Consider the following 15,963-nt stretch of genomic DNA (forward strand, 5'->3'; position numbering starts at 1 on the left):
GACAGCGTTTTTAAAGCTCTAGCTGACGATTTGTCTGCTGGCGTTTTTTAATGACAACATGATAAATAATGTAGCAAATGACCATAAACGGTATGCCGCAATAAAGCGCGATACGCTGCTTCGGATCGAACGCAAGGCTGACGAGAACCACTGTATTTAATGTCAGGCCGAGAACCGGAAGCACCGGATACAGAGGTGTTTTGAATTTCAAATCTTCTGTCTTGCCGCCTTCACGGATATATTTGCGTCTGAACATGATTTGGGAAAGCGAAATCGTAATCCAGCCGACCTGCGCGCTCATGCCCGCCAATGATAACAGCACCATATATACGGTTTCTTCCGCTGCCACTTTTGATAAAAGCGACAGGCAGGCGACGGCCATCGTTATGATTAACGCGTTCAGCGGTACACCCCGTTGATTGGTTTTACCGAGTGCTTTGAAGGCCTGGCCTTCCTTCGCCATCGCGTACAGGATACGCGTCGATGCGTATAAGCCTGAATTCGCAACGGATAACAGCGCAATTAAAATGACAAAGTTCATGATATCTCCGGCATACGGGATTCCAATTTGCTCAAATACGGCAACAAACGGACTTTTCACGACACCCGCTTGTTTCCACGGGATCATGCCGGCAATGACAATGATGGAAAGAACAAAGAAGACAAGCGTTCTCCACACCGTTTGTTTGATGGACCGCGGAATCGTTTTTTCAGGATCTTCACTTTCTCCCGCTGCAACCCCGATCAGCTCAGTTCCCTGGAACGCAAAGTTCACGGTAATCATCGTAATCAGCATTGCCTTTATACCGTTCGGAAATAACCCATCTTCATAAAAATGTGTCAGAAACGGCGCATGCTCTCCGCCTTTCAGGTTAATCAGGCCAAACATAGCGGCTCCGCCGAGAATAATAAATAAAAGGATAATCAAAATTTTAATGCCGGAAAACCAGAATTCGGATTCTGCAAAGGCTTTTGTGGTGAGCGCATTTAGCATAAACATCAGTGCCGCAAATACCAGACACCAAATCCACACGTCTACGTGCGGAAACCAGCGCTGCATCAGCTGTCCTGCTGATAAAAATTCAATGGCGCATGTAACCGCCCAGCCAAGCCAGTACAGCCAGCCAAACGCAAACCCGAAGGCTGGACTGACAAATTTTGTCGCATAGGTCTGGAAGGACCCCGACACAGGAAAGGCGACTGCCAGCTCTCCTAAACAGAGCATCGTCAAAAACATGATAAAGCCGCCCACTAAATAAGACAGAACCGCTCCGAGCGGCCCCGCTTGGTTTATAGTAAATCCGGTTCCAAGGAAGAAACCGGTTCCGATCACTCCGCCCAATGAAATCATAAACAAATGACGTGATTTCATTGTCCGCTGGAGCTGATTTCCGTTATCTTGGTTTGTATTCACATTCTGCACCCCTTCAGCAACTTGTATTGGATCTAAGCTGGAACATCTGCATGGTGCGTATCCCAGTTTGCTGTCCAAAGAGTCTCTATCTATTTAATATAAAATTCATTTCTTCTCATAAAGATACATTATACTAAAATACTGTAGCTGAGCAAATAGGGAGTGCTGATTTTTTTGTTGTAAATTTATACAAACAAAGTGAATATCCCGCCATGGTGGGGGTTTAGGCGTTTTGCAGCACCTGCTTAATTTTCTCTATCGCCCAATCCAAATCCTTTTTGGAAATGATTAATGGCGGTGCAAAACGAATGACTGTATCATGCGTTTCCTTGCATAAAAGCCCTTCTTCCTTCAAGCGCTCACAATACGGACGCGCGGCTTCCGTCAATTCCACACCGATAAACAGCCCTCTGCCGCGGACTTCTTTAATGACAGGGTTATCAATGCTCTCAAGCTCGCTTTTAAAGTATTCACCAAGCTCAAGAGAACGATCCGCCAGCTTTTCATCCTCCAGCACTTCCAATGAGGCGATAGACACTGCACACGCAAGCGGATTTCCGCCAAATGTGGAGCCGTGTGATCCCGGGTTAAACACGCCTAAGATCTCGCGGTCCGCCGCAATGCATGAAATCGGGAACACACCGCCGCCAAGCGCTTTGCCCAAGATATACATATCCGGAACGATGCCGTCCCAGTCACAGGCGAACGTCTTGCCTGTACGTCCAAGACCCGTCTGAATTTCATCCGCAATAAACAGGACATTCTCTTCCTTACAAATGGCTGCCGCTTCCTGCAAAAACCCTTCAGGCGGAATCACAATACCAGCTTCCCCTTGAATCGGTTCAAACAAGAATGCCGCTGTGTTCAGCGTAATGGCCCGCCGAAGCGCTTCCGCATCTCCGTATGGGATTAATTTGATTCCCGGCAGCATCGGGCCGAACCCCCGTTTATATTCCTCTTCAGAAGAAAGAGATACCGCCAGCATTGTCCGTCCGTGGAAATTCCCGACACATGCAATGATTTCCGCTTGGTTTTCTGCTACGCCCTTCACTTCATAAGCCCAGCGTCTTGCCGCTTTCACCGCGGATTCCACCGCTTCTGCACCTGTATTCATTGGCAGAATCATCTCTTTGCCTGTGAGCTTAGCTGTTTTTTCGTAAAACGGTCCCAGCTGATCGTTGTGAAACGCACGTGACGTGAGGGTGATTTTATCAGCCTGATCCTTCAACGCCTGAATGATTTTCGGGTGTCTGTGACCTTGGTTTACCGCAGAATAAGCACTCAGCATATCCATATATTCATTGCCTTCCGGGTCCTTTACCCAAGCACCCAGCGCTTCAGAAATGACAATCGGGAGCGGATGATAATTATTGGCTCCGTAATGAGACGTCTGATCAATAATTTTTTCGGATTTCGATAAAGCTGGCATATTTGAATTCCCCCTTGTATTCTGTTTCAACATGTTATCCTGCTTTCCCTTTTATAAATGCAAGTTCTGTGCCAAATCAAGATTTCGTGTGTTTTCTACAATTTCGAGGACAATGTGCAAAAATATTCTGATATTTCATGCAAGAATTTTAGTGAGAGCGCAAAATTCTTTTGCATATCCTCTCCCTTCTTTTATAAAATAGAGGCAATATTAAGAAAATAATTGAGGGAGGTTTATACAGTGATCAAGGACAGCGAATTCCTCACATTGGTTTTTCAGAGCATTTTAGACGAAATCGATGTTGGCCTGCACGTGGTAGACGAGCATGGAAACACGATCGTTTATAACAATAAAATGATGCATATTGAAGATATGGAGAAGCATGACGTCCTGAATAAAAACCTGATGGATGTGTTTATGTTTTCTAAACAGCAGGACAGCACCCTGGTACAGGCCCTTCAGGAAGGCAAAACGATTAAAAATGTGAAGCAGAGCTACTTCAATAATAAAGGCCAGGAAATTACGACGGTCAATCATACATATCCCATCGTCCAAAACGGCAAAATCAGAGGCGCTGTTGAAATTGCCAAGGATGTGACCAAGCTCGAACGGCTGATCAGAGAAAATATGAACAAAAAAGGCAGCACAACCTATACGTTTGACAGCATTCTCGGCACCAGCCCGATCATTCAAGATGTCATCGAAAACGCCAAGCGGGCAACCCGTACGTCATCGTCTGTGCTTCTCGCAGGCGAAACCGGCACAGGAAAAGAGCTGTTCGCACAAAGTATTCATAATGGCAGCGACCGCTCAGGCGGCCCGTTTATCTCGCAAAACTGCGCGGCGCTGCCAGACAGCCTTGTGGAAAGCATATTGTTCGGAACGAAAAAAGGCGCGTTTACCGGCGCTGTTGACCAGCCAGGCCTGTTCGAACAAGCCCATGGCGGCACACTGCTGTTAGATGAAATCAACTCGCTGAACCTCAGCCTTCAGGCGAAGCTGCTGCGCGCCCTTCAAGAACGGAAAATCAGGCGCATCGGTTCGACAAAAGATACACCGATTGACGTGCGGATTATTGCGACGATGAACGAAGACCCGATTGATGCGATTGCGGGCGAACGGATGCGGAAAGACTTGTATTACAGGCTGAGCGTCGTGACACTGATCATCCCGCCGCTACGGGAGCGAAAGGAAGACATTTTGCTTCTCGCGTCCGAGTTTATCCAGAAAAATAACCATCTGTTTCAAATGAATGTCGAACACATCAGCGAAGACGTGAAGCAATTTTTCCTATCCTACGACTGGCCGGGAAATATACGTGAGCTTGAGCATACGATCGAAGGCGCCATGAATTTCATGACGGACGAGCAAACGATTACAGCTTCCCACCTGCCCTATCAATATCGCATGAAAATCAAGCCGGCTGACATCCCAGAGCCGGAAGCACCAGGACACCAGCCAGCCCCGGACTTAAAAGAAAAAATGGAGAGTTTCGAAAAATATGTGATTGAGAATGTGTTAAGAAAACACAGCCATAACATCTCGAAAACCGCTCAGGAGCTTGGCATCAGCAGACAAAGCCTTCAATATCGGCTGAAGAAATTTTTTCACCCGCCGGCCGAGTAGCAGCCCTATTCCGGCGAAGGAAGATGGAATCTGCCTGTACATTATTACCACCACAGCCAGCAGCCATGCCTAACAGCAGCCATTTCCTGCTGTTTCACGTGTAACACTCATCTTTTATTTTTCTTCATATTCGATATATCCTTTTCAACATGAATGCGCATGACCCTCGTTCAGTTTTTTGCATAAAAAAACAGTCTGGCAACGGTGCCAGACTGTTTTTGTTAACTTCCTAACTGGTCTGCGGAGGACAGCTTGATGGTAGCGGATTTTTCTTTTCCGCCGCGGTAAAACTTCACCTTCACCCGGTCACCGACTTTTTTCTGATAAAGCCGTTTCCGCAGGTCAACAATATCACTTACTTTGTGCCCGTCAAACTCCGTGATGACATCCAGTTCTTTCAGCCCTGCTTTTCCGGCAGGTGAAAAGGCGTCTACACCCATCACAACCGCTCCATTGGTGACATTCTTAGGAAGCTTCAATGTTTCATCCCAATGATAGCTTGCAATGTCGCTTAGCGATTTCATCTCAATGCCAAGGAACGGGCGTTTGACTTTGCCGTATTTCTCTAAATCCTCTATCACAGGGATTACAAGCTTTGAAGGAATCGACAGGCCAATTCCTTCAACCGCCGACTCGGCAATTTTCATTGAATTGATGCCAATGACTTTCCCGTCCAAATTTAACAAAGCGCCGCCGCTGTTTCCAGGGTTAATGGCCGCATCTGTTTGGAGAACCTCTGCATTCCAGTCAGGCTGTCCATCGTCGTTCGAATCGACCGGAATTGCCCTCTCCGTACCCGAGATGACGCCTTGTGTGACAGAGCCCGCAAACTCAAGGCCTAACGGGTTCCCGATTGCGATAACCGGCTCACCGGATTTGACTTTATCTGAATTTCCAAAGTCTGCGACGGCTTTTATCTTGTCGCTTTTCACACGTAAAACGGCAAGATCCATCAGCTGGTCGCTGCCGACAAGTTTAGCCGATACACGTGAGCCGTCTTTCAGGCTGATTTCAATTTGCGAAGCACCCTCAATGACATGATGGTTGGTCACGACATAAGCGGAGTTGTCATTTTTCTTATAAATGACGCCGGAGCCGCTCCCAGCCTCGCCGCTCTCTCCCCAAATATCTGTTTTTTGGATGTTCACAACCCCGACAACGGCCGGCGAGACATTGCTGACAATCTTGGTGACTGCATTATTGACACTGACATTCACCGTCCGGATTGATTCCCGGCCATTGTTCTGCCGCTGATCCAGGGCGCCCGTATCTAACCCTTCATTTGAAAGATACGGCATGATAAACGCCATTAATATGGCACCGACAATCACACCAATCAGACTAGAAAGAAAATATCCTTTTTTGCTTCTTTTTGGCTGTTCAGGAGCAGTATGTTCTTCCTCACGATCGTAATCCACCATATTCCATCCTTTCCAAGAACGTTAATATGGTTATATTGTGGGTTAGAAGCTCCTATAATAGTCATCATTTATATAGAAAAATTATACAGCGCAAAGCGGAGTAGCCTTCTTCGGATCGGTGTCATACAACTCAAATGTCTCACCCGTCACAAATCCTTTAGACGCCAATGTCTGCTGTACAGACATTCTCGCCAGCTCCTTCATGTTGTTGTCCTGGCTCAAATGCGCAAGGTAAATACGTGACGTCTCGTCGCCAATGACATCTGTCATCGCCAAGGCGGCATCTTCATTTGAAACGTGCCCGACGTCACTTAAAATCCGCCGCTTAATGCTCCATGGATATCTTCCCATTTGCAGCATGCCGACATCGTGATTGCTTTCAAACACAAACACATTCGCTGAGCGGATAATCCCTTTCATCCGATCGCTGACGTATCCCGTATCTGTCATTAATGCGAGCTTTCGGCCATTATAATGGAACACATAAAACATCGGCTGCGCCGCGTCGTGGGAAACGCCGAACGATTCGACATCAAGTCCGCCGAACGACTTGACCGTCTCCATCGGAAACACAAACTTTTGATCGGTGTCTATTTTGCCGATCTGATTCTCCATCGCTTTCCATGTTTTCTCATTCGCATAGATCGGAAGCTTGTACTTTCTGGCGACCACGCCGAGCCCCTTGATATGGTCACTATGCTCATGCGTGACAAAAATGCCGTCTACCTGATCCAGTTTACGCCCGATCTGCGCCATCAGCCCATCCATGGCTTTCCCGCTCAAACCGGCGTCCACTAAAAATGCGTGATCCTCTGTTTCGAGGTAAAACGCATTTCCCGTACTCCCGCTCGCAAGTACGCTAAATTGCAAGCCCATGTGTCTCACTCCATTATTTTCATTGATCTGTATCTAAAATCGTACTTTCCAAAGCATTCACAGTAAAATACTCTTGCACTGTCTTTTTCTCGCCGTTCACTTTTTTATCGTACTCGACCGTAACTCTCCATACCGGCGCCAGCACCTGCGTACTTGTCAGCGGATATTGCGCGACGTAGCCAAATTTGACGCTCTTTATCGTGCAGTATTCTTTTAGCTGGTTTTGATAGTACAATAGCTCAACCGCATCCATTTCCGTAATTAAGCTTTCTTTCTGAATTTGCTTGAAGGTCTCAAGCGTCGTTTGGTCATACGACACAGCCTCGTTTTTATCGTTTACGTGCAGCACCACTTGCCCGATCATATTAGAGGAGTTGTCGGTCTTCTGGTAAATATAATTGCCTTCATACGTTTGGAAGAAAATAATCTCTTTCTTCGATTTATCAACCTTCCAAAGCTTATATTTTTCGCCGTCTTGGATGTTCGAAGACACAAGTGCCTGAGCATCGTCCTCTATATTTTTCTTTGATAGGGCGATCGGATTTGTGAACTTCATTTTGAGGTTCGTTACTTTATGGTCATCACTAGGCATGTCCATCAAAGGTTTTTGATCCTTCAGCGCCTCAATGTCTTCCTTGGTGAAGGCCTTTTGATTTGCTGTGATCCGATAGCCTTCTGTTGCTTCCTTATTCAAGGCTTCATACGTGATATGGTCGGCCTTCATATCATGCTCGACATCATTTTTAATGACCTCATATTCTTTGCTGGTAGCCTGCCATTTTTGAAAAAACTGATATCCTAAGAAAATATCTAAAATGAGGAAGGCAACGATGAAGATTGATTTTGTCTTATTCCACTCCACTGTTTGCCCCCTCCTTCATTAATAAATCCTTTGTGATCGGCACAATTTTCCCATTTATTTTCATCGCCCAAACCGGTTCTAGTTCAACGAGAGGATCATCATTAGTTGATGTTGACACCAATTGATAAGCAAGGAAGATCTGATCAATCTTGTCCGTATCGTATTTGGTTTGTTTAGAAAGCAGCATCTTCACTTCGCTGCCGCTCATCAGCTCTGTCTCGCTTGTTTTGATCGGATTCGTTCCGAGACTGTAATTCGGCCGCTTATAGCTGAGAATATCATCGTTCGCCCATTGAACCATAATCGCCGATGTGGCTCCGAACGGTTTGGCAGTGCTGTTAATGACCGGCATCTGATCCATAAAGATATAGAAACTCAGCTGCTGACTGTCATCGATATTGAAAAATTGATAGTGATCCGTCCAGCTTCCCGTATCCTCAAGGTATTTTTGGCTCTTTTTGATTAATTCACCTGTTTGATAAGATGAGCTCTGCACTAAATTGCGCTGCTGGAATTGCACCTGACGCTGGCTTAGATTCACATCTAAACGGCTGATCCCATCTGTCAGCACATTTCTGTTGTTGTAATTGGAATCTTCCCTTACAATGCTCGGATCGCTGAACAACGCCTGCTTAAAGGTGTTTGTTTTAATCGATTCTGTGACAAATTCTTTCTTGTTCATCGTAAGCGGTTTGTTCGACAGCAAAAACTCTTTCTTTGAGCCGATAGAGAACAAACTGAACGCCGGCATGTTTGACTGGCTGTTTCGCAAGTCATTCATGATGTTCCTGTAGTTCGCCGATTCAACGGTCACTTCCAGAATGAGCTGTTTGCTGAAAGACACCAAATAGATCTTCTTGTTCGCTTTCGTTTCATTAAATGGAATCAGTATATGATCAAACGAACTGTACTCAAACGACTGATTGGACCATTTAAAAAGCGTTTGGAAAACATCAATTGGAATCGTGTCATTGAATTGCAAATCAAGCTTCGCTTCAGAACTGCCTATTCCATAAAACCAGCTCTTGAATCCAGTCTTGTCATACTGATCTGAAATATCCTTAATGCCTTTTACATCCCAGTTCGGCAAGTCAGACCACACTTCTTCATAGAGATCGTTATCCACTTTATAATGAGCGCCGTCATCATGGATAAACATGTCCCTCGGCCTTACCGTTTCAGACAGCTTTTGGGTGGTTTTTTCGATTTTATGTTTCTCACGCACCGTAGACTCTGTTGATGAAGAGCTTTCAGAGAAGTTTGGCTGGAACGTCCATATCCCCCATGTAAACACAAGACTGATGATGACAAGTACCGTTAGTAATACCGTTTTTATATTTTCACGCTTCATCCCAATCATCCTCTTGTTCCTCTTTATATGGAAGAGTAAATGTAATCGTCGTGCCTTTTCCTTCTATGCTGTCCGCCCAAATATCTCCGCCGTGCGCCTGAACCATTTCTTTTGCAATCGCCAGTCCCAGACCGGTGCCGCCGAGCTTTCTCGTTCTTGCTTTATCCACCCTATAGAAACGGTCAAAAACCTTTTCGACATCTTTTTTCGGAATGCCGATCCCTTCATCCTTGACGCTGATGTAAAGGAGTTCTTCCTCTTCGTTAACATCAATGGAGAACGTGACATGTCCGCCTTCCGGTGAGTATTTTAGAGCGTTGGAAATAATATTATCGAGCACTTGGGTAATTTTATCCTGGTCAATCTCGACATACAGCTCTCTGTCCGGCAGATTACGGATAAATTCCACATGCTGTTCTTTTGTCATTTCGAAACGGTCAATAATAAGCGACATAAACCGGACAATCTGAATCCATTCCCGGTTAAATTGATAATCCTTGCTGTCAAATTTCGAAAGCTGAAGCAGGTCATTGACAAGCCGGATCATACGCTCGGTTTCATTTTGCGTCACCATTAAGAAGCGCGGAGCAATGTCTTTATTTTCCCACGCCCCTTCAGCTAACGCCTCTAAATAACTGCGCATTGTCGTGAGCGGCGTGCGCAGCTCGTGTGATACGTTCGCGACGAATTCTCTGCGTTCCTGATCTATTTTCTCCTGTTCGGTTACATCGTAAATGACAGCGATTAAACCATCAATTTTGCCATGCTCCCTTTGAATCACAGAGAAATTCACGCGAAGCACCGTTAATTGATCATCGCGCTCAATTTCAAGCAGCATCGAATCCTGCTGCTCCACTAAATCTTCAAACGTATAATTCTCTTGAAGCCCCAGCAAGCTCGTAATCGGCATTTCTAAGGCTGTTTCACGTGAAACGTTCAACAGCTCCAGTGCCGGACTGTTTAAGAGAATAATCGCTCCGTTTCGGTTTGTGGCGATAACGCCGTCTGTCATATAGGCAATAACAGAGGCAAGCTTTCTGCGTTCTCCTTCCGTCATCGCCTGGGCATCTTCAAGCTCTCTCGTTAAGTGATTAAACGTAGTGGCGAGCTGACCAATTTCATCATGCCCGTACTTTTTAACCTTCCTCGAGAAATTCCCTTTCGCAAGCTCCATCGCCTGCTTTCTCATATCCGAAAGCGGATGGGTAATGGTCCTTGCCAGAAAAATACCGAGAAGAGCCGTCAAAACGAGTGCCAAACCAGTGCCGGACGCCAGAATCGTGTTGATCGTCTTCATTTGATTAAAGACATCTTCCATACTGGCGACAACATAGATCGCGCCGACAACCTCTTGGTTTTCAGTCATGACGGGCTTCGCGGAAATGAGAACTCTGATTTTGCTTTTCGGGTCATAGTACTTTCTTAAATACGATTGTTTAGTAGAAAAAATTCTTTTAAAGATCAGATCGGTCGTTTGTTTCCCTGCCACTTCTTCGCCGTACGGCTTCGAAGAACCGACCACTTCATAGCTTTTATCTACAAAACTAATTTCCCGCACTTCATCACTTTTCGTGAAGTCATTCAAAATACGGCTGACGTCATCCTTGATGACAGAGTTGTCATTATCGCTTTTATATTCTTGTTCGATATAGTAAGAAAGGTTGTCGATTCGCTGATTAAGCGATTGTTCATAAGAGTTAATCAGCGATTTCTCTACCTGATTGACAAAATACACACCAATGATTTGCATGGCAATGATAATCAAAAGCACATAAATCAAGGTAATCTTAAATTGGATCGAGCGAAAAAAACCAACCTTATTCATAGGGGCATTAGTCCTGTTCTGGGTTTCTCAAGTAATAACCGACGCCGCGGCGTGTGACAATCCAATTCGGATGGCTCGGATTGTCCTCGATTTTTTCACGAAGCCGGCGGACTGTTACGTCAACCGTTCTGACATCGCCGAAGTAATCATAGCCCCAAACGGTTTGAAGCAAATGTTCACGGGTCATCACTTGTCCGATATGTTTTGCTAAATAATGAAGCAATTCGAACTCACGATGAGTCAATTCGATTGTTTCATCTCGTTTTGATACGACGTACGCGTCAGGGAAGATGACGAGAGAGCCGATATGAATATCGTTAGAGGACGGCTCTTCCTCCGCAGGCGCTGTTGTCAGCTGGCGGCGCAGGTTCGCTTTTACACGTGCCAGGAGCTCGCGTGTGCTGAATGGTTTTGTGACATAGTCATCAGCACCGATTTCAAGCCCGATGACCTTGTCAATTTCTGAATCCTTCGCCGTCAGCATAATGATCGGCATATCGTATTTCTTTCTGACTTCACGGCATACTTCAACGCCGTCTCTATTAGGAAGCATAATATCTAAAAGAATTAAATCAGGCTGAAGCTCTTCTACCATTTCAACGGCTTCATTTCCATCGTAGGCACAGTGCACTTCATAGCCTTCTTTTCTTAAGTTAAATTCCAATATATCTGCAATCGGTTTTTCATCATCTACTACAAGGATCTTTTTATCCATCATTTTGATTTTCCTCCTGCCAAATAACTTCATTTCATCTATATAACAATCGTTTCATCACTTATGGCCCATGTAAAGAATGGGCACTTGTCTATTATAACGGTTTAAGGTCAAAAGATAAAAAAAATAAAGGTTTAGAAAAAATACACATGTTTCACCTTTATCCGCCAATTGTTTATCTTTTGTCATGCTGGTCACCTTTTTTTAAAAATTGATAACTTTACTGAAACCTCCCCTCACCGGAGTGCGTCTTTATCAAAGACGTCTTCTTCTTTAGAGCCGGCCGCAGGGCCGGTTCTCCCTTTTTCTTCTATTATAACACTCCTCATGTTTGCCTTTTTCCCAAAAGAAAAAACGCACCTACGATTGCAGATGCGTTTGGTAAGTGGCTCGGGACGGAATCGAACCGCCGACACACGGATTTTCAGTCCGTTGCTCTACCAACTGAGCTACCGAGCCAAATATTTTATTTTTCTCTACTGAGTAAAGTAAAATGGCGGTCCGGACGGGACTCGAACCCGCGACCTCCTGCGTGACAGGCAGGCATTCTAACCAACTGAACTACCGGACCTTACAGTAATTTGCCTGGAGAGCTGTCGTGTCAGCTCTCACAGACAAATAAGGAATTTAGCAATAACGCTAAAGTAAATCAATGACCCGTACGGGATTCGAACCCGTGTTACCGCCGTGAAAGGGCGGTGTCTTAACCGCTTGACCAACGGGCCTTCACGAAATGGTGAGCCATGAAGGACTCGAACCTTCGACCCTCTGATTAAAAGTCAGATGCTCTACCAACTGAGCTAATGGCTCTTAAAGATGTCGGAGTTTCTATAGAGCAAACGACTTAGAAAATATTCTCATCTTGTACTCTATTGAAGCAGTTTCCGTAACAACGAGATTTATAATATCACGAACAAATAGAAGTGGCAATAACTTTTTTGGTTTTTTTTCATATTTTTTTCTCAAGCCAACTTATATGCGGCTTTCAAACAAAAAAGGCCCCTGAGTGAGGGGCTTTCAAGCAAAATCTATTTAGTTCGCACGGTACACGCTGCGAAGAACATTTGTCTGTGAACGGTCTGGGCCGACAGAGAAAATAGAAAGCGGAATGCCTGTCAGCTGAGACACGCGTTCAAGATAGTGGCGCGCGTTTTCCGGAAGCTCGCTCAAGCTTTTCGCGCCTGTAATATCTTCCGTCCAGCCCGGCATTTCTTCATATACCGGCTCACATTCAGCAAGTGCTTTAAGGCTTGCCGGGAATTCTTCAATGATTTCACCTTTGTAGCGGTACGCCACACAGATTTTCAGCGTTTCAATTCCTGTTAACACGTCGATTGAGTTCAGAGAAAGGTCCGTAATTCCGCTCACACGGCGGGCGTGGCGGACTACGACGCTGTCAAACCAGCCGACACGGCGCGGACGGCCTGTTGTTGTTCCATACTCGCGTCCGACTTCACGGATTTGATCACCGATTTCATCTTTCAGCTCAGTCGGGAAAGGACCGTCACCGACACGAGTCGTATATGCTTTTGATACACCGACAACGTGCTGAATTTTGGTCGGACCGACACCAGAACCGATCGTGACACCGCCGGCAACCGGGTTGGACGATGTGACAAATGGGTATGTTCCCTGGTCGATATCAAGCATAACCCCTTGCGCGCCTTCAAACAACACACGGCGCCCTTCATCAAGAGCATCATTTAAGACAACAGATGTATCGCAGACGTACTTTTTAATCTGCTGGCCGTACTCATAATATTCGTCTAAAATATCCTCAATTTTAAACCCTTCTGTCTCGTACATTTTCTCAAGCAGACGGTTTTTTTCTTCAAGGTTGCGTTCAAGCTTCTCCGCAAACGCGTCACGGTCTAACAGATCCGCGATGCGAATTCCGATGCGGGCTGCTTTATCCATGTAAGCAGGGCCGATTCCTTTTTTCGTTGTGCCGATCTTGTTAGCCCCTTTTCGCTCTTCTTCCACTTCATCCAATTTCAAATGATACGGCAGAATCACGTGAGCTCTGTTGCTGATTCTCAGGTTGTCTGTACTGACGTTGCGCTCATGAAGATACGCAAGCTCTGTGACCAATGCTTTCGGATCTACTACCATTCCGTTTCCGATCACACACGTTTTATCCTTGTAGAAAATTCCAGATGGAATTAAGTGAAGCTTGTATGTGACTCCGTCAAACTTGATTGTATGTCCTGCGTTATTTCCGCCTTGATAACGGGCGATCACTTCTGCATTTTCTGAAAGGAAATCTGTAATTTTGCCTTTTCCTTCATCGCCCCATTGCGTACCTACTACAACTACTGAAGACATGTCCGTGCACCTCCGTTAACCTTTCAAAACGATTCTATTCAAACAAATCAAGTTTATCAGTGAAGAAACAGAAAGTCAATTGTAAATCCGAACATTAAATTATTGTAAATCTATATTCGTTCGCTTTCATTCGTTTTATAAGCGTTTTCTCACTGATTTTTCATAAAAAGCTTGTGAAACTTTTGTCCTTTAGCACAAAAAAGAATCATTTGCCGGACAGCCCTTTTGTATTCATAAAAACGACTCGCCAGCCGTCCGGATCCTCTATCGTCACGCCGCCATGGCTCCAGTAAGGATTCTCTGGTTCAACCTCTTGATAGCCCATGTGCTTCAGCTTTGAAGTGATCGCTGTCAGTTCATCTGCATCCGGAACATAAAAGACAAGGAGGCTGTCAGGATGGGGGACGGGAGCAGTGCTTTCCCCCTCATACTGGGTGAATTCCAAATGATAATCGGCATGTGGAAGGCCGAACATCACACCGTCATATCCGTTATGCTGCGAAAATTCTCCTATTCGTTTCAAGCCCAGCCCCTCTTCATAGAACCGAACGATCTCTTGAAGCTGGCCTGTAGGACGCGCAATCCGTATTTGCGCTGCGTGAAAAGATGAAAACCGATTTCCCATGTTACCATCTCCTTTTTTCTTTATTTTATTAAAACGTTTCCAAATCCACATCGGCTGAGGGGACGGTATTTCTTCCATCTGATGAACGAAAAAAACCCCAAGATCAGCTCTTGGGGTTTATGCGCCGGGCGGAACACCTGCGTCATCAAAACGCCGTTCCAGGTTGACGAATTTGTTATATTCTTTTACGAACGCAAGAGACACGGTTCCTACCGGGCCGTTACGCTGTTTGGCAATAATGATTTCGATAATGTTTTTATTCTCGGTTTCTTTGTCATAGTAGTCATCACGGTAAAGGAACGCGACAATATCAGCATCCTGCTCGATACTTCCTGATTCCCGGATATCAGACATCATCGGACGTTTATCCTGACGCTGCTCAACGCCCCGAGAGAGCTGAGAAAGCGCGATAACAGGAACTTGCAGCTCCCTGGCGATCGACTTGAGTTCACGGGAAATTTCTGATACTTCCTGCTGTCGGTTGTCCTTTGAACGCCCGCTTCCCTGAATCAATTGCAGATAGTCGATCAAAATCATGCCAAGTCCGCTTTCCTGCTTCAAACGGCGGCATTTGGCACGGATTTCACTCACGCGGATACCCGGTGTATCATCGATGTAAATCCCGCTGTTCGACAGGCTTCCCATCGCCATCGTCAGCTTGCCCCAATCCTCTTCCGTCAAGTTACCGGTACGAAGATTTTGGGCATTAATGTTTCCTTCAGCACAGAGCATACGCATGACGAGCTGCTCTGCCCCCATCTCAAGACTGAAAATCGCTACGCTCTCGTCGGTCTTGGTCGCCACATTTTGTGCGATGTTCAGGGCAAAGGCTGTTTTCCCCACTGACGGACGGGCAGCCACAATGATTAAGTCATTGCGCTGGAACCCCGCAGTCATCCGGTCAAGCTCAGTAAACCCTGTCGGAATTCCCGTAATATCGCCTTTTCGATTGTGAAGCTGTTCGATATTGTCATAGGTCTGAACTAGGACGTCCTTAATATTTTGGAAGGCGCTCGTATTTTTGCGCTGCGCTACTTCCATAATCGTTTTTTCCGCTTCACTGAGTAAATCCTCGACCTCATCCTCACGGGTATACCCGTCTTGAGCAATGGTTGTCGCTGTTCTGATTAACCTGCGAAGAATCGATTTTTCCTCAACAATTTTCGCGTAATATTCTATGTTAGCCGCTGTCGGCACCGAGTTTGCGATATCTGTCAGATACGATATGCCGCCCACTTCTTCCAGCAGGTCTGTGTTCGCAAGCTCTGACGTTACCGTAACCAGATCAACCGGTTCACCGCGGTCACCGAGCACCAGCATCGCATTATAGATTTTTTGGTGGGACATTCTATAGAAATCATCTGGAATCAATACTTCTGAAGCCAGTGTTAAAGCAGACGGCTGTAAAAAAATAGCGCCTAACACGGCTTGTTCGGCTTCTATATTTTGCGGGGGAAGCCGATCATTCAAAAGGTCTGTCATGCTAAGCACCGT

At 45.6% G+C, this 15,963-nt stretch carries 12 protein-coding genes and 4 tRNA genes; 1 reads left to right on the forward strand and 15 read right to left on the reverse strand.

From position 1 onward, the window contains the following. Nucleotides 1–10: 10 nt before the first annotated feature. Together V756_RS0102800 and rocD are read right to left on the reverse strand one after the other, a co-directional pair. Nucleotides 11–1,414, reverse strand: a complete 1,404-nt coding sequence (locus V756_RS0102800; protein ID WP_024713326.1) for an amino acid permease — start codon at nt 1,412–1,414, stop codon at nt 11–13. Between the two features lie 223 nt (nt 1,415–1,637). Next, nucleotides 1,638–2,843 carry an ornithine aminotransferase gene (gene rocD, locus V756_RS0102805; protein WP_024713327.1) on the reverse strand — a complete coding sequence of 402 codons (1,206 nt, stop codon included), beginning with the start codon at nt 2,841–2,843 and terminating at the stop codon, nt 1,638–1,640. Nucleotides 2,844–3,083: 240 nt separating this feature from the next. On the opposite strand from rocD, the gene rocR reads away from it, so the two are divergent. Next, the gene (gene rocR / locus V756_RS0102810) at nt 3,084–4,469 is read left to right on the forward strand and encodes an arginine utilization regulatory protein RocR (RefSeq protein WP_024713328.1); all 1,386 of its coding nucleotides are present in this window, start codon (nt 3,084–3,086) and stop codon (nt 4,467–4,469) included. A 221-nt stretch (nt 4,470–4,690) separates the two neighbouring features. Here the strand turns inward: rocR and htrC are convergent, their stop codons facing one another. The 13 genes from htrC to dnaB all read right to left on the reverse strand — a co-directional run bounded on the left by htrC (nt 4,691) and on the right by dnaB (nt 15,951). After that, nucleotides 4,691–5,890 carry a serine protease HtrC gene (htrC, locus tag V756_RS0102815; RefSeq protein ID WP_032681626.1) on the reverse strand — a complete coding sequence of 400 codons (1,200 nt, stop codon included), beginning with the start codon at nt 5,888–5,890 and terminating at the stop codon, nt 4,691–4,693. 81 nt (nt 5,891–5,971) lie between these two features. Then, complete coding sequence (locus V756_RS0102820) at nt 5,972–6,766, reverse strand: exodeoxyribonuclease YycJ (protein WP_024713330.1); 795 nt, start codon at nt 6,764–6,766, stop codon at nt 5,972–5,974. 19 nt (nt 6,767–6,785) lie between these two features. Further along, on the reverse strand, nt 6,786–7,628 hold the full coding sequence (walI, locus tag V756_RS0102825; protein WP_024713331.1) for a WalRK two-component regulatory system regulator WalI: 843 nt from the start codon (nt 7,626–7,628) through the stop codon (nt 6,786–6,788). Next, nucleotides 7,615–8,979 (reverse strand): WalRK two-component regulatory system regulator WalH, encoded by a 1,365-nt coding sequence (gene walH / locus V756_RS0102830; RefSeq protein ID WP_024713332.1) that lies wholly within the window; start codon nt 8,977–8,979, stop codon nt 7,615–7,617. Before walH ends, walI begins: the two co-directional genes overlap by 14 nt. Continuing rightward, nucleotides 8,969–10,804, reverse strand: a complete 1,836-nt coding sequence (gene walK, locus V756_RS0102835) for a cell wall metabolism sensor histidine kinase WalK (RefSeq protein WP_024713333.1) — start codon at nt 10,802–10,804, stop codon at nt 8,969–8,971. The genes walH and walK overlap by 11 nt, the downstream gene beginning before the upstream one ends. A 7-nt stretch (nt 10,805–10,811) precedes the next feature. After that, entirely contained in the window at nt 10,812–11,519 is a 708-nt protein-coding gene (gene walR, locus V756_RS0102840) for a cell wall metabolism DNA-binding response regulator WalR (protein ID WP_024713334.1), read from the reverse strand. Nucleotides 11,520–11,905: 386 nt separating this feature from the next. Further along, nucleotides 11,906–11,978 (reverse strand) — tRNA-Phe (locus V756_RS0102855). Nucleotides 11,979–12,013: 35 nt separating this feature from the next. Beyond that, nucleotides 12,014–12,090, reverse strand: a tRNA-Asp gene (locus V756_RS0102860). 82 nt (nt 12,091–12,172) lie between these two features. After that, nucleotides 12,173–12,244 (reverse strand) — tRNA-Glu (locus V756_RS0102865). Between the two features lie 9 nt (nt 12,245–12,253). After that, a tRNA-Lys gene (locus tag V756_RS0102870) sits at nt 12,254–12,329 on the reverse strand. Between the two features lie 222 nt (nt 12,330–12,551). Further along, nucleotides 12,552–13,844 carry an adenylosuccinate synthase gene (gene purA, locus V756_RS0102875; RefSeq protein ID WP_024713335.1) on the reverse strand — a complete coding sequence of 431 codons (1,293 nt, stop codon included), beginning with the start codon at nt 13,842–13,844 and terminating at the stop codon, nt 12,552–12,554. 205 nt (nt 13,845–14,049) lie between these two features. Further along, a complete protein-coding gene (locus V756_RS0102880) occupies nt 14,050–14,469 on the reverse strand; it encodes a VOC family protein (RefSeq protein ID WP_024713336.1) in 420 nt (139 codons plus the stop codon). Nucleotides 14,470–14,586: 117 nt separating this feature from the next. Next, entirely contained in the window at nt 14,587–15,951 is a 1,365-nt protein-coding gene (gene dnaB, locus V756_RS0102885) for a replicative DNA helicase (protein ID WP_003226923.1), read from the reverse strand. Nucleotides 15,952–15,963 lie beyond the last annotated feature (12 nt).

It is taken from the genome of Bacillus tequilensis KCTC 13622 (assembly GCF_000507145.1).
GTDB classification, from domain to species: Bacteria; Bacillota; Bacilli; order Bacillales; family Bacillaceae; genus Bacillus; species Bacillus tequilensis.

Coding starts and splice junctions, on each gene's coding strand:
- V756_RS0102880 (WP_024713336.1), bottom strand. CDS start 14,469: ATGGGAAATCGGTTTTCATCTTTTCACGCAGCGCAAATACGGATTGCG.
- V756_RS0102820 (WP_024713330.1), bottom strand. CDS start 6,766: ATGGGCTTGCAATTTAGCGTACTTGCGAGCGGGAGTACGGGAAATGCG.
- rocD (WP_024713327.1), bottom strand. CDS start 2,843: ATGCCAGCTTTATCGAAATCCGAAAAAATTATTGATCAGACGTCTCAT.
- walH (WP_024713332.1), bottom strand. CDS start 8,979: ATGAAGCGTGAAAATATAAAAACGGTATTACTAACGGTACTTGTCATC.
- walR (WP_024713334.1), bottom strand. CDS start 11,519: ATGGATAAAAAGATCCTTGTAGTAGATGATGAAAAACCGATTGCAGAT.
- dnaB (WP_003226923.1), bottom strand. CDS start 15,951: ATGACAGACCTTTTGAATGATCGGCTTCCCCCGCAAAATATAGAAGCC.
- htrC (WP_032681626.1), bottom strand. CDS start 5,890: ATGGTGGATTACGATCGTGAGGAAGAACATACTGCTCCTGAACAGCCA.
- walK (WP_024713333.1), bottom strand. CDS start 10,804: ATGAATAAGGTTGGTTTTTTTCGCTCGATCCAATTTAAGATTACCTTG.
- purA (WP_024713335.1), bottom strand. CDS start 13,844: ATGTCTTCAGTAGTTGTAGTAGGTACGCAATGGGGCGATGAAGGAAAA.